Annotated in this window: 17 protein-coding genes; 5 read left to right on the top strand and 12 right to left on the bottom strand. The window is 63.1% G+C overall.

Annotated features, from left to right (window positions below; translation table 11 throughout):
• Positions 1–21 precede the first annotated feature (21 nt).
• The 5 genes from ACIGJG_RS08445 to katG all read right to left on the bottom strand — a co-directional run bounded on the left by ACIGJG_RS08445 (position 22) and on the right by katG (position 8,026).
• Positions 22–309, bottom strand: a complete 288-nt coding sequence (locus tag ACIGJG_RS08445) for a hypothetical protein (RefSeq protein WP_483673065.1) — start codon at positions 307–309, stop codon at positions 22–24.
• Positions 310–513: 204 nt separating this feature from the next.
• On the bottom strand, positions 514–681 hold the full coding sequence (locus ACIGJG_RS08440) for a hypothetical protein (RefSeq protein ID WP_483673021.1): 168 nt from the start codon (positions 679–681) through the stop codon (positions 514–516).
• A gap of 59 nt (positions 682–740) precedes the next feature.
• On the bottom strand, positions 741–2,126 hold the full coding sequence (locus ACIGJG_RS08435; protein ID WP_011297801.1) for an FAD-binding oxidoreductase: 1,386 nt from the start codon (positions 2,124–2,126) through the stop codon (positions 741–743).
• A gap of 120 nt (positions 2,127–2,246) precedes the next feature.
• Positions 2,247–5,507 carry an AfsR/SARP family transcriptional regulator gene (locus ACIGJG_RS08430; protein WP_483673020.1) on the bottom strand — a complete coding sequence of 1,087 codons (3,261 nt, stop codon included), beginning with the start codon at positions 5,505–5,507 and terminating at the stop codon, positions 2,247–2,249.
• Between the two features lie 263 nt (positions 5,508–5,770).
• Positions 5,771–8,026, bottom strand: a complete 2,256-nt coding sequence (gene katG / locus ACIGJG_RS08425; protein WP_483673019.1) for a catalase/peroxidase HPI — start codon at positions 8,024–8,026, stop codon at positions 5,771–5,773.
• A 383-nt stretch (positions 8,027–8,409) separates the two neighbouring features.
• Here katG and ACIGJG_RS08420 point away from each other — a divergent pair, with 383 nt between their 5' ends.
• Complete coding sequence (locus ACIGJG_RS08420) at positions 8,410–8,724, top strand: nuclear transport factor 2 family protein (RefSeq protein WP_235679869.1); 315 nt, start codon at positions 8,410–8,412, stop codon at positions 8,722–8,724.
• Between the two features lie 13 nt (positions 8,725–8,737).
• On the opposite strand, the gene ACIGJG_RS08415 is transcribed toward ACIGJG_RS08420, so the two are convergent.
• Positions 8,738–9,487 carry a sulfite exporter TauE/SafE family protein gene (locus tag ACIGJG_RS08415; RefSeq protein WP_140950513.1) on the bottom strand — a complete coding sequence of 250 codons (750 nt, stop codon included), beginning with the start codon at positions 9,485–9,487 and terminating at the stop codon, positions 8,738–8,740.
• Positions 9,488–9,601: 114 nt separating this feature from the next.
• On the opposite strand from ACIGJG_RS08415, the gene ACIGJG_RS08410 reads away from it, so the two are divergent.
• Positions 9,602–10,504: a LysR family transcriptional regulator gene (locus ACIGJG_RS08410; protein ID WP_011297796.1), complete on the top strand. Its 903-nt coding sequence runs from the start codon at positions 9,602–9,604 to the stop codon at positions 10,502–10,504.
• A 228-nt stretch (positions 10,505–10,732) separates the two neighbouring features.
• On the top strand, positions 10,733–11,557 hold the full coding sequence (locus tag ACIGJG_RS08405; protein ID WP_483673018.1) for a 3-oxoadipate:acetyl-CoA acetyltransferase: 825 nt from the start codon (positions 10,733–10,735) through the stop codon (positions 11,555–11,557).
• Positions 11,558–11,613: 56 nt separating this feature from the next.
• Here ACIGJG_RS08405 and ACIGJG_RS08400 read toward each other — a convergent pair whose 3' ends face one another.
• The 5 genes from ACIGJG_RS08400 to ACIGJG_RS08380 form a co-directional block, all read right to left on the bottom strand.
• Complete coding sequence (locus ACIGJG_RS08400; RefSeq protein ID WP_041679592.1) at positions 11,614–11,832, bottom strand: hypothetical protein; 219 nt, start codon at positions 11,830–11,832, stop codon at positions 11,614–11,616.
• A gap of 179 nt (positions 11,833–12,011) precedes the next feature.
• On the bottom strand, positions 12,012–13,343 hold the full coding sequence (locus ACIGJG_RS08395) for a type II toxin-antitoxin system HipA family toxin (RefSeq protein ID WP_011297793.1): 1,332 nt from the start codon (positions 13,341–13,343) through the stop codon (positions 12,012–12,014).
• Positions 13,343–13,627, bottom strand: coding sequence for a helix-turn-helix domain-containing protein (locus ACIGJG_RS08390; protein ID WP_011297792.1), 285 nt, complete (start codon positions 13,625–13,627; stop codon positions 13,343–13,345). Before ACIGJG_RS08390 ends, ACIGJG_RS08395 begins: the two co-directional genes overlap by 1 nt.
• A gap of 279 nt (positions 13,628–13,906) precedes the next feature.
• Positions 13,907–14,665, bottom strand: a complete 759-nt coding sequence (gene ybgF, locus ACIGJG_RS08385; protein WP_220631600.1) for a tol-pal system protein YbgF — start codon at positions 14,663–14,665, stop codon at positions 13,907–13,909.
• A gap of 218 nt (positions 14,666–14,883) precedes the next feature.
• Positions 14,884–16,041: a DNA-binding protein gene (locus ACIGJG_RS08380; protein ID WP_011297790.1), complete on the bottom strand. Its 1,158-nt coding sequence runs from the start codon at positions 16,039–16,041 to the stop codon at positions 14,884–14,886.
• A 138-nt stretch (positions 16,042–16,179) separates the two neighbouring features.
• Here ACIGJG_RS08380 and ACIGJG_RS08375 point away from each other — a divergent pair, with 138 nt between their 5' ends.
• Together ACIGJG_RS08375 and panP are read left to right on the top strand one after the other, a co-directional pair.
• The gene (locus tag ACIGJG_RS08375) at positions 16,180–17,415 is read left to right on the top strand and encodes a tyrosine-type recombinase/integrase (protein WP_140950084.1); all 1,236 of its coding nucleotides are present in this window, start codon (positions 16,180–16,182) and stop codon (positions 17,413–17,415) included.
• A 238-nt stretch (positions 17,416–17,653) separates the two neighbouring features.
• Positions 17,654–19,312 (top strand): pyridoxal-dependent aspartate 1-decarboxylase PanP, encoded by a 1,659-nt coding sequence (gene panP, locus ACIGJG_RS08370; RefSeq protein ID WP_220631599.1) that lies wholly within the window; start codon positions 17,654–17,656, stop codon positions 19,310–19,312.
• A 12-nt stretch (positions 19,313–19,324) separates the two neighbouring features.
• Here panP and ACIGJG_RS08365 read toward each other — a convergent pair whose 3' ends face one another.
• On the bottom strand, positions 19,325–20,236 hold the full coding sequence (locus tag ACIGJG_RS08365) for a LysR family transcriptional regulator (protein WP_483673017.1): 912 nt from the start codon (positions 20,234–20,236) through the stop codon (positions 19,325–19,327).
• Positions 20,237–20,281: the final 45 nt, after the last annotated feature.

The raw sequence follows: 20,281 nt of genomic DNA, 5'->3' as shown, positions 1-20,281 counted from the left end.
TGTTGGCTTGGCTTGGGAGAGTCATGCCCCGCCGCCGTGCACATCGCTGTGCCCGCCGTCGGTGAAGCCATCACGCGAACTGATGCGAGCGCCATCCGTAAAGGGGTCACGCGAACCCATGCGCGCACCGTCGGTGAAGGGATCGCGCGCACCGATGCGCGCCCCATCGGTATAGGGATCGCGCGGGCCGTTGTGACTCGGCGCGCCAACGATCAGTGCATCAGCATAGCCGCCGGCATGGGCGCTCTGGCTGAAGCCGGCAATCAGTGCAACGGTGGCAAGAAGGGTCCTGGCAAGATTTTTGTGCATGGCAATCTCCAACATGGGTGTCGGCGGCGCTGCCGCGGCGGCACTCCTCGTGCAGGCGATCGGACGAAACGACACGTGCCGCACGGGATCGCCTCTGCCGTGCAAGCCGTTGCCTGGCGTGGGCCGGCCGCTTGGTGTGGCTGCGGCGCAGGCCCGGACTTCTGAGTCAGTGGTTGCGAATAGGGAAAGGAGCGCCTCCCCGCCTTAGCGCAACAGGTACAGCGAATGCTGGTCTCCATTTGCCAGTTCGCCGGTGCCCGCGATCGCGGTCATGGCGTTATCGCTGGGGTAATCCGCATCGGCCCCGGTGTCGCGGCAACCGGTGCACGCCAGCATCAACGCTGCAAATCCGACGCACAACAAGCCGTTCATGAAAATCTCCTTCCGCAGGGCGCGAGGAATACCTGCGCCCCATGTGCCATCGTGTTGCTTCAGGCTGGCTTGATGTTTTGATTCACGCGGAACAGGTTGGCCGGGTCATACTTGCGCTTGATCTGCGCCAGCCGCGCGTAGTTGTCGCGATAGGACGCCTTCACGTTGTCATTGCCCTCGTCCATCATCATGTTGATGTAGCCGCCGCCCGCGGAGTACGGATGCAGGGCTAGCCAGTAGTCCTTTGCCCACTGCACGATGCGGTCGTTGTTGGCCGGGTCGGGATCCACGCCGACAATCACGCTCGCAAAATTGGCGTCGCGGTAGCTGAAGGCCGTGTCGTCGCAACCGGCTCGATGCGCTGCGCCATTGATCGGATACAGGTGCATGGTCGAGTGCATCGACGGCAACTGCTGCGCATATTTGATGTGCAGATCGATCGCCTTGTCGCTGAGGTCGCTGACGAAGTCGGCTTTCCAGTACCACTGCAGGCCAGCCGGATACAGTCCGTCGAACAGGCTCTGCAGGACCGGCCAGGGGATCGGCCCGGCAAAGTCCACTACGGGCGGCATGGCCTCGCGAATCGTACGGAAATGCGTATCGGCCTCATCCAGCGGCCCGGTGTAGCACCACACGACGGCGCACATCTTCTGTAGGTGAACTTCCTCCGGGAACGGCGGTGCAGGCGGTACCGTGACGAAGCCGAACCAGCCATTGATCTGCTGCGGCGCGTTCAGGATGAAATCGCGCCACCATGCCATCAGCTCGCGTGCCTGCTCCATCGGCCACAACATCGGGCCGCCATAAACCGTGGCAACGGGGTGCGCCTTGAATTCGAACGACGTCACCACGCCGAAGTTGCCGCCGCCGCCGCGCAATGCCCAGAACAGGTCGGCGTTTTCCTCGTTGCTAGCGGTGACGATGCGCCCATCAGCCAGCACGACCTCGGCGCTGAGCAGATTGTCGATCGTCAGGCCGTAGGCGCGGCTGAGATAACCGATGCCACCGCCGAGCGTCAGCCCGCCCACGCCCGTTGTCGAGATGAAGCCACTTGGCGTCGCCAGCCCGTAGGCACTGGCGGCGTGATCCACGTCGCCCCAGGTGCAGCCACCGCCCACCCGCAGCGTCTTGCGGCCGCCATCGACAAACACGCCCTTCATGGGCGACAGGTCGATGACCAGCCCGCCGTCGCAGGTGCCGAGCCCGGCGCCATTGTGCGCACCGCCACGCACGGCCAGCAGCATCCCGCTGTCGCGCGCCGCGTTCACCGCCGCAACGACGTCCGCGACATCGACGCAGCGCGCGATGATCGCAGGACGCTTGTCGATCATGCCGTTGTACACGGTACGTGCCTGATCGTAAGCCGCGTCGCCCGGCTGAATCAGTTGTCCGCGAAAGTTCGCCTTGAGTGCGGTGGCGACGGTTTCGCTCATCGAAGTTTCCATGGTTGCCTCCTGTCCGGCTGGTATGCAGGAGTTTTAGCAACCTCGGCGTTTCGAAAGCGTTAGGTGCGCCGTTACATGGGGGTTCTGTCCCCCGACCTGAGCGCGGCGGTCGCGCGGAGACTAACGCGCGAGTAACGCCCGCGCCGTGACGATGTCGGGCTGATCGAAGCCTTCCGTGAATCGCGCAAGCGGCGCGGCGATCACCTCGTGCGCAGCGACGCGCCCTTGCGCGGCACGCAGTGCCGCCCATGACAGCGTGGCACGCAGTTCAAGCGGGAGGGCGCGTTGGGCCGTGGCGATCTCGATCGCCCTGGTCAACGATGACTCGGCTTCGGCGACGTTGGCGCTGCTGCGCAGCAGCAAGTCGCCGCGCAGACGGTACAGTTCGGCGTCCAGCCAGTGCTCGTCAGTTCGACTGGCACATTCGAACGCCTGGTCCAGAGCCGCCAACGCACTCTCGGTCTCTCCCACGTCGCCGAGACATTCGGCCAGCATGCCCAGATAGAGCGGCAGACGCAGGCGTGCGCCCGTCGCGTGAAAGGCTTCGAGAGCCGCCCGCATGGCCACTACGGCTTCGGCACCCGGCGACTGCTTCGCGTTCGCCCAGACGAGCAGCATGTCTGCCCAGGCGAGGTAGTAGCCTACGTGGTATTGCTCGGCGATCTCGTGCGCCTGGCGGGCATAGTCGAGCGTGAGACCGTGCTCGCCTCGCAGCGCATGCTGTGTCGCCAGATAGGACAGCGCAAGCGCCCGGGAGAACGGGTGCGCTACCCGGTTCGCTATCTCGAGTGCTTCGTGGCCACGTTGAAGAGCCTGATCGGCAAGCCCGCGGAACCACAGTGCGTGCGCCGACCACGCGGCAGCCAGCACGCCGAAGTTACCGCCCATCAGGGACGCATGCTCGGCATGCTGGGCTTCGTCATAGGCAGCGTGCGCGCGTTGATACGCCGGCTCGGCAGCGAGCCAGTCGCCTTGCTGGACCAGGCTGCCCATGATGCTCGTCCATGCCATCACCGAGTAGGTGCCCGAACCGGGCTTCCCCATGCCTGCAAGCACCTCCTCGCTCAGGCTGCGTGCCTGTGCAAGTTCTGCACGCACTGCCAGGAAAAATGACAGGCTGACCTGGGCGCGGGCCTGCTGATTGCTGTCCCCCACCAGCCGGCTCAGTTCCACCGCGCGTCGCAGCGGCGCGTCCAGTTCAGGAGCGGCCCAACCACGGGCGATGCGAATCGGTGGCGCAAGGTCGAGCTGCAGGGCCAGCGACTGACTGGCGCGCTCATGCGGATCGGCAATCTGCTCCGCTTGCACCAGCCCTCGCGTCAGCAATGCCATGGCGTCGTCATAGGCATACACACGCTGCGCAACACCGGCCGCGCGCCGATAGAATGCCGCCGCCTGGGCTGGCTGGCCCGCCTGCTCATAGTGCCAGGCGATCTGCGCGCTTGCCGCATCGGGCGCTTCGCCTGGCGCCCCCTCGAGCGCTCGCGCCACGCGCAAATGCAGGCGGCGGCGCTGCAGCGGACTGACTTCGGCGTAGGCAACGTCGCGGATCTTGTCATGGCTGAAGTCGAAGGCCAGGCCACCACTGTCGGTCTGGCGCACGATGCGCCGCTGCCACAACTCGTCCAGCGCGCCAGCGAGGGCATCCTCGTCGAGGTCGCTGGCCTGGGCGAGGATGTCGGTCGTGAATGCCCGGCCAATGATTGCAGCCACCCCGACCATATCGCGGGCTTCCGGCGGAAGCTGCGCCAGCCGGTTCGAGATGATGGTGTAGACCTTGGGCGGCAACTTCGATGCCATGCCGCCCTGTGTGTTGCCGACCGGCACGGTGTCGGAGCGGGCCCGCGTCATCTCGACCGCAAACAGCGGGTTGCCCTCGCTCTCTTCAAACAGCCGGGTAGCTTCCGTGTCGGCCAGCGGCCGGTCCAGGATCTGGGCCGCAATCTTTGCCGTCTCGGCGGCATCCAGACTCCCCAATGGAATCTCGACGAACTGGTCGTCGCGGCGCAGTGCGTCCAGCAACCGGTTCGCAGCATGTCGCGGCATGATTTCCTCGGGCCGCGCCGTTGCGACCACCATCACCCTTGCCGTCGCGTCAAAGCGCATCAGGAATCGCAGCCATTCGAGCGTCTCGCCGTCGCACCATTGCAGGTCGTCGAGCAGCAACAGCAGCGGCCCGCCTTGTGCAAGCACGGCTCGCGCCAGCGCCTCGAAGAACCGCTGGCGTTGCCAGTACTCGGTCAGCGGCGACGGCGGCGATAGTCCGGATTGCTGCGTGAGGAGTTCGGGCAACAGTCGCGTGACCTCGCTCAGCCACAGTCTGTCGAGCTTGCCGATTGCGCCGCTCAGGGCAGCGCTGCGCAGCCAGCCGGTCACCGGCGCAAACGCGAGCTGACCCTCGGCCGCATAGGCGCGCGAATGCGCGACAGTGATGCCTTGCTCGGACAGATGGACCAGCAGTTCCTCTGCCAGGCGCGATTTGCCGATACCGGCCTCGCCCAGGATCAGCACAAACTGCTTGTCGCCCAGTTGGGTACGCTGCCAGACCTCAAGCAGCCGGCGCCATTCGCCATGCCGGCCAATCATGGGCAGCATCGCCTCCCGCGGGCGTTGGCGCTGCATGGACGCGCCCTGCCCTGCCAGCCGCGCATAGGCCTCGCGCATGGGTTCGCCAGGCAGGACACCCAATTCGCGCGCGAGCGTTTCCACGCACGTTTGATAGGCGCGCATGGCCGATGCGTGGTCGTGGTTCAGCGCATGCAGGCGCATCAGCGCCATGCAGGTCGGCTCGCGGCACGGGTCGAGCCGCTGCAACTGCTGTGTGTACTTCAGCGCCTTGGCATAGTCTCGCCGGTCCTCGCTCAGTTGACCGAGGCGTGCAAGCGCCGCGATGCACTGTTCGCGCAACCTTTCGCGCTCGGCGTGGATCCACTCGTCGTAGCAGTTGGCCAGAAGGTCACCGCGATAGAGATGCGCGGCATGCGTCAGCGATTCTTCTTCAGCGCCAGGGTCGCCGTGCCTTGCGGCCCTGGCCGCAGCCGCAAGCGCCGACTGGAACTGGGCGACATCGAGGTCGAGCGCCGAATCGGGCAACCATCGCACCGTTTGGGCATCGGCATGGATGAACTGATCTGCCTCCGGCCAGGCCTTGCGCAGCTGGAACAGCAGCTGACGTAGGGCATTACGCGCCTGTGCCTGCGAGGAATCCGGCCAGAACAGAACCGCAAGCTGCTGCCGTGTCTGCGGTGCGTCGCGATGCAGGACAAGACAGGCGAGCAGCGCCTGCAAACGGGGCGAGTTTGCGTTGAACCGGGGCGCGTCGGCGCCGTCGAGCTGGAACTCTCCAAACAGACTGACGGAGTAGCGGGTCTGGGAAGTCATGCTGGGGCGCAATACGGCACAAGGCGGCGGGGAGCTCCTGTTCGGCAGCGTGCGATGCGCACTGCGGAAGCGCTCGCGCGGGTGCTGTCTGTCCCACAACCACGCCCGCGCGAGCGGCATTCGTGACTATATCTCCAGTGTCGGGTATTTCGCCCCTTTATTCTGAAATCGAACTCCGCCAGCGGCGTAGCTAATGATGCCTTTTCGCAACGCGGTGCAGGCGCCCCTTGCGGGAGCGCCTGCACCTGCTTGCTGCCGGGTTGTCAGACTGGTTTGGAGGTAACCGCCCGTCGTCCGTTTCGTGTGCCGAGCAGATCGTAGCGATCGAGATTCATGACCTTGTTCCACGCCGCCACGAAGTCGCGCACGAATCTTTCCTTGCCGTCGTCGCACGCGTAGACCTCGGCCAGCGCGCGCAATTGGGAATGCGCTCCGAAGACGAGGTCGGCGGCCGTCGCGGTCCACCGGGTCTTGCCCGAAGTGCGTTCAATGCCCTCGTACACGCTCTTGTCCGCAACGGAAGGTCTCCACGCTGTGCCGATGTCGAGCAAGTTCACGAAGAATTCGTTGCTCAACGTGCCCGGCTTGTCGGTGAACACGCCGTGCCTGGATTGGCCGTGGTTTGCATCGAGCATTCGCATGCCGCCGACGAGTACCGTCATCTGCGGCGCGGTCAGCTTCAGGAGATTGGCCCGGTCCAGCAGACGGGTTTCCGGCGACAGAGGGTCTTCTGCCCGGAAATAGTTCCGGAACGCGTCACCGATAGGTTCGAGCACGTCAAAGATGCTCTCATCCGTCTGTTCCTGCGATGCATCGGTGCGGCCCGGCGCGAACGGGACGCTAATGTTGAATCCCGCTTTTCTGGCCGCTTCCTCAACAGCGGCGCAACCGCCAAGAACAATCAGATCGGCAAGCGAGACTTTCTTGCCGCCGGACTGCGAGCCGTTGAAGTCGTTCTGGATGCGCTCTAGGGCTGTCAGGACCTTTGCCAGCCGCGAAGGCTCGTTGGACTCCCAGTCCTTTTGCGGCGCCAGGCGAATCCGCGCGCCATTCGCACCACCACGTTTATCGGTGCCACGGAAGCTGGCGGCAGCGCCCCACGCTGTCGATATCAACTCAGGGACGGACAGACCAGAACCGAGGATCGTTCGCTTGAGGGCGTCGATATCCTGTTCGCTGACCAGTTCATGGTCGACGGGTGGGATCGGGTCCTGCCAAAGCTGCGCCTCGGGGATCCATGGGCCCAGATAGCGCGAGCGAGGACCCATGTCACGGTGAAGCAATTTGAACCAGGCTTTGGCAAATGCATCCTCGAGCTGGTCCGGATTGTCGTGAAAGCGTTTGGCAATCGGTCCGTAGATCGGATCCATGCGCAGTGACAGGTCTGTGGTCAGCATCGTCGGCGAATGTCGCCTGGACGCTCCATGTGCATCGGGCACCGTGTCATTCGCTTCCGGATTCTTCGGCTTCCACTGCTTCGCGCCCGCCGGGCTTGTCGTCAGTTCCCACTCGTATTTGAACAGGTTCTCCAGAAAGCCGTTGTCCCATTTGGTCGGATTGTTGGTCCATGCGCCTTCAAGTCCGCTGGTAATCGCGTCGGAACCCTTGCCGCTGCCGAACTTGTTCTTCCAGCCCAGGCCTTGCTCCTCGATCGGGGCGCCCTCCGGTTCCAAACCGACATTCCCTGCCGCCGGCGCAGCACCATGTGTTTTGCCGACGGTGTGGCCGCCCACGATGAGCGCAACGGTTTCTTCATCGTTCATGGCCATGCGGGCAAAAGTCTCTCGGATATCCCTCGCCGCAGCGAGCGGATCGGGGTTGCCCCCTGGCCCCTCTGGATTCACGTAGATCAGGCCCATCTGTACGTTGGCGAGTGGCTTGGCGAGTTCGCGGTCGCCGCTGTAGCGCTCGTCCCCGAGCCAGGTGTCCTCCGGACCCCAGAATATGTCTTCTGGCTCCCAGACATCAGGCCGGCCAAAGCCGAAGCCAAAAGTCTTGAACCCCATTGATTCATAAGCCACATTGCCCGCAAAGATCAGCAGATCGGCCCACGAAACCTTCTGGCCATACTTTTTCTTCAGGGGCCAGAGCAGTCGGCGCGCCTTGTCGAGATTGGCGTTGTCCGGCCAACTATTGAGCGGCGCGAACCGCTGCTGGCCCTCGCCGCCGCCACCGCGGCCATCGGCGATGCGGTACGTGCCGGCGGCATGCCAGGACATGCGAATGAACAACGGCCCATAGTGGCCGTAGTCGGCCGGCCACCAATCCTGCGATGTCGTCATCAGCTGGATGAGGTCTTGCTTCAGCGCGTCAACGTCAAGACCCCTGAACTGGTCCGCATAGTCGAATTCTTCTTCCAGCGGGCAGGACAGGTGCGAGTGCGTGTGAAGCACCGAAAGATCCAGTTGATTCGGCCACCAGTCCTTGTTCCGCCTGGGGCGGCTGACCTTTGGAGTCGGTGAAGGGATGGCAGGGTTCTCGCTCTCGCTAACACTTCTGGTATGTTGCTTGTCAGTCATATCATCCTCCAGGACGGGGGGTACCATATTTGAGGTGGCATTCCGTTGGAGTAGTACTTGCCGGCACAAAATCAAGGCAAAGATGTTGAAATTTAATAATCAGCGCAATAGCGAAAGCCAATCGCAAAGTTTGCCTCGGCCAGGTCGCACTCCCTCCACCAGAAACTACTGATTGGGCGGTTGCCTTGATCCTTGCTTCCGTCAAGGCTGGGCGATTTATCAAAGTCCCTGCTGCAGCTTGAAAGTGATTCTGATGCGCCCTAGTTTGGATGCGTCGGTGCGACAAGCCGGCTTGAGTGAAACGGGAGCCAGAAATGCCAAGTCCTAAGGAAGTCGTTCAAGCGTCATACGAGGCGTATCGCAGGAGGCAAATCGATACCGTCATGAGCCTCATGGCCCCACAGGTTGACTGGAAGTTCGTCGGGCCGCCGGCCATGCGGTACGCAGGCCCGCGCGGAACCCTGGCGGAGATTCGCGAAGTCTTCGAGCAGATGATGCAGGACGATGTCATCGAGGTCTTCGAAGCTCGCGAATTTATCGAAGCCGGAGACGATTTGGTGGTGCTCGGCTTTGTAAAGGGGACTACGGTGCCGGAAGGCAAGCCGTTCGAATCCGACTGGGCGCATGTGTTCACTGTGCGCGACGGCAAGATTACGCGCTGGCGCGGCTTCTACGATACCGCCGCCCGTTGTGTCTAAGGCTCTGCAGGCCTCAGGAAAAAGGACGAAGCGCCAGTTCGAGACCCAGGATGATCAGGAACATGAGAAAGCCACGACGGAAGGCTTGGGGACTGATCTTCTGCCGCACGATCGCGCCCAACCACATTCCTGCGAGCGCGGGAATGACAGCCAGAAGGGACAAGCCGAGCTGATCGAGTCGAAACGCGTCTTGGGCCAGGAGCCCTCCTGCGAGTGCGACTGTGGAGACGGTGAACGAAAGGCCAAGGGCCTGCACGAGTTCGTCCTTCTGAAGACCCAACGACTGCACATAGGGCACGGCAGGAATCGTGAAGATACCGGTGACGCCAGTCAATACCCCGGTAACAATGCCGATGACGGGCGAAAGCCAGGACTCGAGCCGTTCCGGGACCGAGAGCGTCGGCAAGAACAGAGCGTAGGCAGCATAGGCGATCAAGGCCAGGCCCAACGCACGTCCCGCCCAGACCGGGTCAACGATTACCAGCAGTCGCGTCCCCATCAGGGTACCGATCACGATGCAGAGCATCATTGCCCAGAGCCGTCGCATGAGACGGAGCGTGCCGCGCCCAGCCAGCATTTGCCACACGTTGGTCACGAACGACGGAATGATCAGGATCGCCGCCGCTGTGAGCGGTGACATGATCGCGCCAAGCACGCCCATGGCAACCGTTGGCAACCCCATTCCCGTCACGCCTTTGACCATACCGGCCCCGACGAACGTGGCGGAGAGCAGGCAAATCGATTCAATGGTCAGAGTATTCATACGATGGTCCGCGCAGTCATAGCGGCCATTACATATCGGGTCCTGGGCTGGCACAATGCGGTTTTTCCGACACCCCCTTCGGATTTGCCGAAGGAAAGCCGTCTTGGAGGCCGTATGAGATTCGATCTCGCGGATCTGCGCTTGTTCGTTTGCGTGGTCGATGCCGGCAGCATCACAGCCGGGGCCAGACAAGCAAACCTTGCGTTGGCGTCGGCAAGCGAGCGTCTCAGCAATATCGAGGCGGATGCCGGTGTCGTCCTGCTTGAGAGAAGCCGCAAAGGGGTAGTAACCACCGAGGCAGGCGAGGCGCTGGCGCACCATGCCCGTCTGATCCTCCGACAGCACAGCCTGTTGCAAGGGGAGCTACGGGACTTTGGTGCTGGTGCACGCGGTACGTTGCAGCTGTACGCAAATACGGCGGCGCTGACTGGCCTGTTGCCGGAGAAGCTTGCCCCGTGGCTTGCACAGCGTCCGCGTCTGCACATGGATCTCAGAGAACGTACAAGTGCCGAGATCGTGAAGATGATCAGCGCGGGACTGGCCGAAGCGGGCGTGGTATCCGATGCCGTCAATCCCACGGGTCTCACAATCCAGCCCGTCGGCAGCGACCATCTCGTCCTGATTGTTCCTGTGGCACACAGACTCGCAGCATCGAAGGAAGTTTGCTTTGCCGAAATTACGGGCGAGCAGTTCGTTGGCCTGGAGGCGGGGAGCGCGCTTCAAGACCACATCGAAGAACACGCCGCAGGTCTGCGTAAGACGTTGTCACTCCGTATTCGCATGAAGACCTTCGAGGGATCGTGCCAGATGGTGTCGCAGGGAGTGGGAGTCGCGATCATTCCGTTGGCGGCCGCAAAACGCTATCGACGCAGATATCCGTTCAAAACCCTCATGATCAGAGAGGATTGGGCGCGCAGACAGCTCTGCCTGTGCTTTCAGCAATGGCACAGTCTGTCTAAGCCGATGCAAAGTCTGCTGGCGCATCTCGGTGGTAGACCGCAGACCCCCTCACTGTGAACAATGTGACAACACAAGGCGACCGGTCCGCTACGGCAATCGATACTCCATCCGTATGGTTGCAGACCCAATCAGTATTGGACTGAGCCCCGCCGCCGCCAATACGATGCATGCGAAGTGTCGACCCACACGAACGAGGGCGCGCCCCAGCGCAGAGGTCGCCATGTCAGCGCCCCTGGAGGCACCAGCAATGCCCTCGCCCGCCCGCCTAATCTACCGACATCAAGCATGAACAAGCCCTGCATTATTTCTGTTGCGATCACGGGATCACTGCCGCGCAAGAAAGACAATCCGGCTGTGCCAATCACAGTGAGCGAGCAAGTGGAATCTACCCAGGCGGCATTCGAAGCCGGGGCGACCCTGGTTCATCTCCACGTGCGCAACGATGACGAAACGCCCACGTCAAATCCGGATCGTTTCGCACTGGTGCTGGAGGGCATTCGCAAGCACGCGCCGGGCATGATCACTCAGGTGTCCACCGGTGGTCGCTCCGGCGCCGGCAATGAGAGAGGCGCAATGCTTTCCCTGCGGCCTGATATGGCGTCCCTGGCAACCGGGTCGGTCAATTTCCCAGCCCGCGTCTATGACAATCCGCCGGAGCTGGTCGACTGGCTCGCCGCCGAGATGAAAACCTACGGCATCAAGCCCGAAGTCGAGGCCTTTGACCTGTCGATGATCTTCCAGGCCGCTGCCATGCAGGCGGCCGGCGCGATCGTCGGTCCGCTACACATCCAGTTTGTCATGGGCATCAAGAATGCAATGCCCGTCGATCGCGAAGTGCTTGAATTCTACGTTCAGACCCTGAAGCGCCTTTCGCCCGATGCGACATGGACTGGCGCCGGCATCGGTCGCCATCAACTGACAATGGCCCGCTGGTCACTGGAACTCGGGGGACACTGCCGCACCGGGCTCGAGGACAATGTGCGACTGGACAAGAATACGCTCGCCCCATCTAATGCCGCGCTTGTGCGCCAGGTTGCCGAGCTTTGCAAGGAGTATGGTCGCCCTGTCGCAACCGCGGCCCAGGCGCGCGAGATCATGAGTCTGGGTTGAAGATGCGTCCCCTCGAGCCGCACCGCTAGATGCGCCCGAATTCGGGGCTCGCTGCCTCAGAGCGGCATGTGGTCGGTCGAGAACTCGTAGCGGGCGCCGTCGGAGTTGACATCGAATTTGCCTGCCTTTGCGCCATCGGCGTAGATGTCGTACTTCGCAGCCCGAGCACCGGCAGTGTAGGGATCGAACTTTGTGCTGTCAGCCAGAACCGGGGCAGCCGACAAGGCGGCGGCGATGGCGGTGATGACGATCAAGGTGTAGCGGGTGGCGTTCATGATTTCCCTCTCTCTTTTCTCTTTTTTTCCGAGCGACCCGCCAGTGATGGAGTTGCTGCGTTGCGGTATCGCATGGATTGAAAGATAAGGGTTTTCCCGAAAGCGACAAAGAGGGAACTCAGCAACAGACGGTTTCCCGTTACGCAACAATCACCTGGTCGAAATCATGGCATGCCCGGTCAAGCCCCCTTCCTAGTTGGCCTTCCCACCTTAGCCAACGGTAGATTCTCCAGTCGCTCGGCGATGACGTCGCGCAACGCTTGCGATGCGCCCATCTTCTCCAGAAGGCCTGGCCAATGCGCGTGGGCCATGGACACGGCCTCCTTGACCGCGGCTGTAGCGATCCGCCTGGGGATGCCGGCCTTGTCCGCGATATCTTCATAAAGATCCATGGTCTCCTTGCGCTGGATCTCGTCAATCGCAACGTTCTGACCATAGGACGTGAAGTTGGGCAAGGCAGCGACGCACACGATGTCGTACGCCGGCGAGAGCTCCGGCAGCTTCCGGTCGCGGTAGATCACCGAGAAGTTCTTCAGATGCGCGTCGCTATTGCCGATCAGCGTATTGACTGCCTGGCGCAAGAAGAACTGTCGTACGTTCTCAAATCCCTTCGGGCTGAGCCGGTACAGTGCCGCCAGTAGCCGAATGTACTCTTCACGCTTTGCGTACTTCCTGTTGGGCATCCGGCCGAGCATTTGACAGCCGTCCTCCGCATGGAGAAGGCCACCGTCGGCGGCGCGATCAAAGCGCTCCACCGCCAGGTAATGCAAGCCCTTTCCCATCAAATCTGCCAGGTCCGGCACGTCGATACTCGACATGGGAAGAACCTGGATCGGGGCGATGTTCACTCCGGCCGCCGCTGCAAGATGCATCGACACGTATTCGTTGAACACCTGGGAATCGTCATTCTTCGCCGGCAGCTTGGCGATGATGTCGGATACCTTCCCCTTAGTCGGGAGGGTGTACCGCTCGCCCTTGCGCATCGTCGAAAGCGCCAGCTTGTTCTGGACACCCGAAACCGACGCCGCGCCTTCCGTCGCGCCTTCGACTACCGCGATCTCGAGGTTGTCAGCGCCGCCCGTCACGCCGTAGGTGCGCACGTATCCCGGCAGTGCGCGGACATCGGCCGGCTTCACAACGATGGCGCCCGGCAAATCGTTGCCAGCGGAGGCCAGAACGCCAAAATCGTCCTTGTCCTCAGGATTCGTTCGGGTGGACTCAAGGCGCTTGCGCAGTTCGCCCTCCGGCAGCAACCCGGCAAAGTACGGGGGAAGCTCGCCGCCCGTGTTGTAGATCGCGGGGTGGAACGCGTTGTCGAACACTGCCGACGTGGCTTCCCGGCCAATCTCTGTTGGCAGAGTAATGGACAAGCTGAGCGTGTAACGCTCGTTGTCGCCACGGTATTCGTCCGTGGGAACGAAGCGGGTATTCCCACCCGCTTCACAAAGGAAGCCGCAGAGCCGCCCATGAAGGTGAACCTCCAGGTACCGGGGGTGCAGTTCAAAGCTCATTATTTGCTCACCAGGTAATCCAGTGTGGACCGAGCAGTGCGATCCGGACCGCTACCTTTGCCGTCGAGAACCTGGCGTACCTCAGCCAGCTTCTCCTTGGGCACCAGTACCCACTCGGCATCCATGGCAGCGGCCAGCGATTCGAAAGTCGAGGCCCGGCTATCCTTTTTCCCCCGCAGGATAGTCGAGAGGTTTTGCGCTGCCATACCGATCATCCGGCTCAGATCGGCGATGGTGATGCCGCGGCGATTGCGCAGGGTCTGCGTCTGCGAGAGTAATGACATAGCATACTTTTTGCGCTGGAAACTCTTCCATAGTATGTGGCTTCAATCGCCGCCGGACAAGAGAGATACACGCTATCGAATGCATGTACGCCAAAATCCATGCAATAGGTGGTGGACAAAGCGCAAACTAGCCCTTGCGAAGTGACTGAGCCGGAAAATACTATCGAATACCTCCTTTACCAAAACAATGCAATAGCATTGCTTTTTCACTTATACATGCTCCCTACAGCACAACGTACGCCGAAAGCCTAAGAGGCGGCCCGCTGGAGACCTCCGCACTTAGTGCAATGTCTTCAACCGGTTGTTTGCCGTACGCGCGCCTTCCGTACCGGGATATTTGGCCACCACCTGTTCCAGCGTTTTGCGCGCGGCCGGCTTCTGACCGGATTCGAGCTGGTTATTGGCCACCGCGATCATGGCGTCCGGCACCTTCGGATGCGTCGGGTTCGCATGGATCATTTGCTGTAGCACCCAGGTGGACCCCTTATAGTCGCGCTGCGCGTATAGCGAGTTGCCGAGCCAGTACTGCGCCAGCGGCACGTACGGGCTCTGCGGATACTTCTTGATAAACGACGAGAACGAGTTCCCCGCGCTCTTGAAGTCGCCCGCCTGGAAATGCCTGAGCGCGGCGTCGTATTCGGGCTTCTCCCCCGGCGCCGATGTCCCTTGGCGGTCTTCGGCCGAAGCCTGCTGCGGCTCGCGCGTCTTCAGGCGCCCATCAAGGTCGGCGTAGTAGTCCTTCTGCTGCTTCTGCAGGGTCGTCACCGTGTTTTGCAGCACTTCGTTCTGGCCGCGTAGCCGCGCCACTTCCTGGCGCAGGCCTTCGAGCTGGTTCTGGAGGTCGAGCGTGGTGCGGCTGTTCTGCTCGATGCGCTGGGTCGCAGTCGCCTGGAAACTGTTGAACTGGTCACGCAGGTTGATGACCGTCCTGCGTGCCTGGTCATCGTCGAACGCTCCGGCATGCGCCGGCGCGGTTGGCAGGAGGCCGCCGCCAGCCATAGCGGCGAGCCACAACAGGGTGAGAACGCGTACTTTCATAAACGGATCGTGGTTGGTTGTGTCAGTTAGCCTCGTCACATCGGCGGGCGGGGGGGCAAAGGCCGAATGCATCTGCGGGCCTGTCCAGCCCGGCATAACTCCTCGCTCTGCCCGCATTGACCGCCAGCTTGAGCCACGAAAGCCATCTCCCCTGCCCGTCCCGGGTCAGCCCGTAGCTGGCCACCTGATACTGGATCCAGCGAATCTTCGCCGTCCGCTTAGTGTTCGTGGTCATCGCTGCTGCTATCGATACTGTCGCCGCCGTCGGCGGACGGTGCCTGTACGCCCGGATCCGGCTGCTGTGGGTGCTGGGCCTGGTTCCCTGCCGGCGCTTGCCCGCGACCCTTCCCCCGTCGCCGACTGCTGTCCCGCTCGTGCAGCGCCCCGCGCAACTCCGCCAACAGCTGAGGCACGAGCGCCGCCTCGGCTTCGGCGCGCTCGGCGCGTCGCTGTGCCGCCGCCAGCTCGGTGCCCATCCGCTCCTGCTCGAGCGCCTGCCGGCCCTGCGCCTGTTCGGCGGCCGAAAGCCGGTCCGTGAGCGCTACGACCTGGGCTTCGAGCCGGGCGCGGACCTCGGCCTGCGACACCGCGGCGTCGCGGGCTTCGCTGCGCGCCGCCGCCAGTTCGCCGCGCAACTCTTCGGCGGTGCGGTCGCTCTTCTGGCGAGCCGTGCGTTCCTGGTCGAGCTCACGCAGCGCGCGCCGCTCGCTCGCCTCGGCCCGTTCCTGGGCAATGACCACCTGCTCGCGCGCACGCTCGAGCTCGGTCGAGAACTGGGTGCGCAGATCCGCCAGCTGACGGCCCGCCGCCTCCAGCTCGCTCCGTCCCGCTTCCCATCGCGCCCGCGTCGCGGCGTGCGCCTGGCGCTCGGCCGCCAGTTCGACCTGGACCGCTTCATGCGCCTGCCGGGCCTCGCCCAACTGCGCCGAGATCGCCAGTGCGTCCTCGCGCGCCGCTGCTGTCTCGGCGCGCGCGGCATCGCGCCCGGCCTCGGCCGCATTCGCCGCGTCGCGGGCTTCCGCCCGGAGCGCCGCCAGCTCGCTGCTGGCGGCTTCGTTGGCGGCCTGCCAAATCGTCTTGATGGCGTCGGCGGCGACTTCTTTCAACGCATCGGGCAGATCCGGGTGGTCAATCGTGACACGGGTGCGCCCGCGCAACTCCTGCCAGAACTGCTGCAGCACCTCGGCGGGCGTGCCCATGCTGCCCTTGCGCACCAGGCTGTAGAGCTTGTTGGCGGTGGGCGTCACGCCATAGCGAAAGAACAGCAGGCCGCAGACTTCCCGGTACAGCGCCCGGGTTTCGGGGAAGCGGCCGCGCAGTTCGGCGAGGTCGGCTTGCAGGGCGGAATCGGTTAAATCCAGGTCGGCAACGGGCATTGGAAGGTCAAATCGGCTCGATGTGTATATATTACTACGTAATACGTTATTTATTTTGATTGATGTGCATTTTCTTAGACATAAGTGTTCTTATGTCTATAATAACGTCGAGATCACATTTCTCCCCTTGCCCTCGCTATGCAACCCGCCTTGGATGTCCACTCCCCGGTCGCCCGCGCCCTCGCCGCCATCGTGCCTGTACCGATCGAGCGCTTGCACCTGCCCATCGAGCTTTCTGGTGCTCAGGGCACGAATCGGGCGCCGGCGCGCGGGTCGCAGATTGCAGCGTCGGATGATTTGGCCGCTGTTGCCGCCTGGCTCGCGCGCTATGCCAACAGTCCGGCCACGTTTCAGGCCTATCGGCGCGAAGTCGAGCGGCTCGTGTTGTGGGCCACGCTGCAACGCGGGAAGCCTCTGTCGTCACTGACGCATGAAGATTTGCTGGCCTACGAGCACTTCCTCGGCGACCCCCAACCCGCCGCGCGGTGGGTGCTCGGCGCCGGCAAGAAGCTCGCGCGCAGCCACCCCGGCTGGCGCCCGTTTGCCGGCCCGCTGTCGCCGGCGAGCACGCGCCAGGCCATGGTCATCCTCAATGCCTGTTTTGCGTGGCTTACGGAAGCCGGCTACCTGTCAGGCAATCCGCTTTCGCTGGCGCGGCGCCGGCGCGGGCCGACGCAGGCCAGGATTACGCGCTACCTGAGCCACGCGTTGTGGGATGCGGTCAAGGAAGCCATCGAAGCGATGCCGACCGGTACCGAGCGCGAGTGCCTGCACGCGGCGCGCTGCCGCTGGCTTTGCACGGTGCTGTACCTGGCGGGTCTGCGCGCCTCGGAAGTCGCCGGCACCACCATGGGGGCCTTCTTCTGCCGGCGCGACGCCCAGGGGATTGAGCGCTGGTGGCTGGAGGTCGTCGGCAAGGGCAGCAAGCCGCGGCTGGTCCCGGCGACCGACGAACTCGTTGCCGAACTCGCCCGCTACCGGCGCGCGAATGGCTTGCCGCCCATGCCGCAGCCCGGGGAAGATCGGCCGCTGGTGTTGCCGGTGATCGGCCGCGCGAACCCCGATAAGGCGATGTCGCGCGGCGCCCTGCATCTGGTCCTCAAGGAAGTGTTCAGCATGGCGGCAGAGCGCTTGCGCGCGCGCGGGCCGCAATGGGCGGCGCAGGCCGATGTGCTGGCCAGCGCGTCGGCACACTGGCTGCGGCATACGGCGGGCTCGCACATGAGCGACCGGCAGGTGGACCTGCGCCATGTCCGCGACAACTTTGGCCACGCGTCGATCTCCACCACCAGCATCTACCTGCATACCGAAGACGATGCGCGGCATGAGGCGACGCAGGAGCGGCATCGGATTGGCTGGACCAGCAAGGCATGAGCAGTGTCCGCCCCTACCTGGACGCTTCGGCGCTGCCTTGCGCGCCTTGTGACGATGCAACATTTAATGCAAAATCCCCTGAAATCTGAACGCAGCGGCACCGGCGGGCGGCTGCAGTCTGCCACGCAGGCGCGCCTTGCAAGTCTCGCTGCTGCCATCCGCGTTGATGACACCAAGGGGTGTGGCGCACCGGCCCAAGCTTCACTAGAGACCTCGCTGCGTTTCACACGCTAATGCAATGACGCCGGACACCTCTCTCGAAAAGACCTCCCAAAGCATGGACGGGGGCGACGACTGCCCCTTGCGCTGGTTCGATGCGGATCTCGGTGCGTTCGAATCGCTCGAGCGGCTGATCGCCGAGCATCCGGCGGATTTTTTCGCCGGCAAGAGCTTTGAACCGGTAGGCGCTTGCCACACACGCGAGGCAGTGTTCGCGTCGGTAGAACTGCCAGAGACGCCGACATCGCCGCAAGCGCATGCCGATCATCTGCTCCATGACGTGTTTCGGCACGTGATGCCCGTGGCATCGCCGACCTTCGTCGGACACATGACGTCGTCGCTGCCATCGTTCATGCCTTCTCTGGCCAAGGTGGTCGCTGCGCTGAATCAGAACGTCGTGAAGCTGGAGACGTCGGGTGCGCTGACCGGGCTCGAGCGCCAGGTCGTCGGCATGCTGCACAAGCTGGTGTTTAGCCAGGACAGTGCGTTCTATGGCAGATGGCTGCACGATGCAGATCACGCGCTTGGCGCCATCTGTTCTGGTGGCACGGTCGCCAACCTCACCGCCTTATGGGCGAGCCGCAACAAGCTGCTGGGCGCGCGTGATGGCTTCGCCGGCATCCATCGTGCCGGCATGGTGGCAGCGCTGCGCCATTATGGCTATGACGGCCTCGCGATCGTCGTCTCGGAGCGCGGCCACTACTCGTTGGGCAAGGCAGCCGATGTGCTTGGCATCGGGCGCGACAATCTCGTGCCTGTCGAGGTCGATGCGGAAGGCCGCATGCGCATCGACTTGCTGCGCGACACCATGCGTGACCTGCAGCAGCGCAACATCCGGCCGATGGCGATCGTCGGCATAGCGGGGACCACCGAGACAGGCTCGGTCGATCCGCTGGATGCGATTGCGGATATTGCGCAGGAGGCCGGCTGCCATTTCCACGTGGATGCAGCATGGGGCGGCGCAACGCTGCTGTCGGAGCGCGAGCGCTGGCGCTTCGCGGGCATCGAGCGTGCCGATTCCGTCGTCATCGATGCGCACAAGCAGTTCTACGTGCCGATGGGCGCCGGCATGGTGCTGTTCCGCAGCCCCGCGTGGACGCAGGAAATCATCCAGCATGCGAACTACATCGTGCGCAAGGGCTCGGTGGACCTGGGCCGTCATACGCTCGAAGGCTCGCGTGGCGCGGCGGCTGTCATGCTTTACGCGAACCTGCATCTGCTCGGTCGCAAGGGTTTGGCGCAGTTGATCGACCGCAGCATCGACAACGCCCACTACTTTGCTTCGCTGATTGCGCAGCAGCCGGATTTCGAGCTCGTCAGCCATCCGCAGCTTTGCCTCCTGACCTATCGTTACTTGCCTGAGACCGTGCGCGCAGCACTGGCAACGGCTTCGGAGGACAAGCGCGAGAAGATCCTGGATGCGCTCGATGCGTTGACCGTCAGCATCCAGGAAATGCAGCGCGATGCCGGACGCTCGTTCGTGTCGCGCACGCAGTTGACGTCAACACAGTTTGCAGGGCGCCCGATTGCGGTTTTCCGCGTGGTGCTGGCCAATCCGGATACAACGCATGCCATCCTGCAGGACATCCTTGACGAACAGCGCATGCTGGCGGCGGCCAGCCCATGCATGGCTGCGCTGATGGCTCTGGTGGAAGCCAGCGGCAGGCTTCAGCGCTGACGCTGGCGCGCGTCAGTGGCTTTCCTTCGGCCGGGATACCGGACCCTCAAAACGAGCCGCCAGCCATTGAGAGAACACTCGCACGCGCGCCGATAGCTGCCGGTTCTGCGGATACAGCACGGAGACAGGCATCCGTGGCGGCGGGCTGTCAGGCAAGACGATGCGTAGCCGGCCATCGGCCAGTTCTTTCTCGATCCGGTACCGCGGCACTTGTACGAGCCCAAGTCCGGAGATTGCGGCGCCCGTATAGAGATCCGCCCCGGTCACCGAGATCTTCGACGTGAGCTGCAAATCGACGGTTTCCTCGCCAACGTGGAAATCCAGGGCGCTCGGCTGCCCTGTCGCGCTGGAAACGTAGTTCACGGCGTAGTGGTGCTTGAGATCATCCAGCGTGTTCGGCACGCCATGCCGCTCAAGGTATGCCGGGCTTGCCACGGTGACCTGTTCCAACAACGCGATCTGCCGCCCGATCAGGGACGAGTCCTGCAACACGCCGGCACGCAGTACGCAGTCCACGCCTTCCCGAACCAGGTCCACCAGCCGGTCGTCCTCGCCGACATGCAAGGTGATGTCCGGATACTGTGCCAGGAACTCACCCAAGGCCGGCATGACGAAATGCCTGGCAAGTGTCCCCTGCAGGTTCACCCGCAGCAAGCCCTTGGGCGGCGCGTCGCGAAACGAATTCTCCGCCTCTTCCAGGTCGGTCAGAAGGCGCAAACAGCGATGGTAGTAAGCCTCGCCGTCGTGCGTCATTCGCACCTGACGGGTGGTGCGCTCCAGCAGCCTGACGCCGAGGCGCTGCTCCAGCCGCTTGATGAGATTGGTCACCGTCGCGCGTGGAATCTGGAGATCCTCCGCCGCCAGCGAAAAGCTGCGCCGATCGGCGATCCGGACAAAAACCTGCATTTCCTGAAAACGATCCATCAGCGCCAATTGTTGAGCAACGACATAACGTGCGGCGCCCAGATT

Source organism: Cupriavidus sp. C1SS-2L, assembly GCF_057073735.1.
This window is presented reverse-complemented; position numbering and strand designations above follow the sequence as displayed.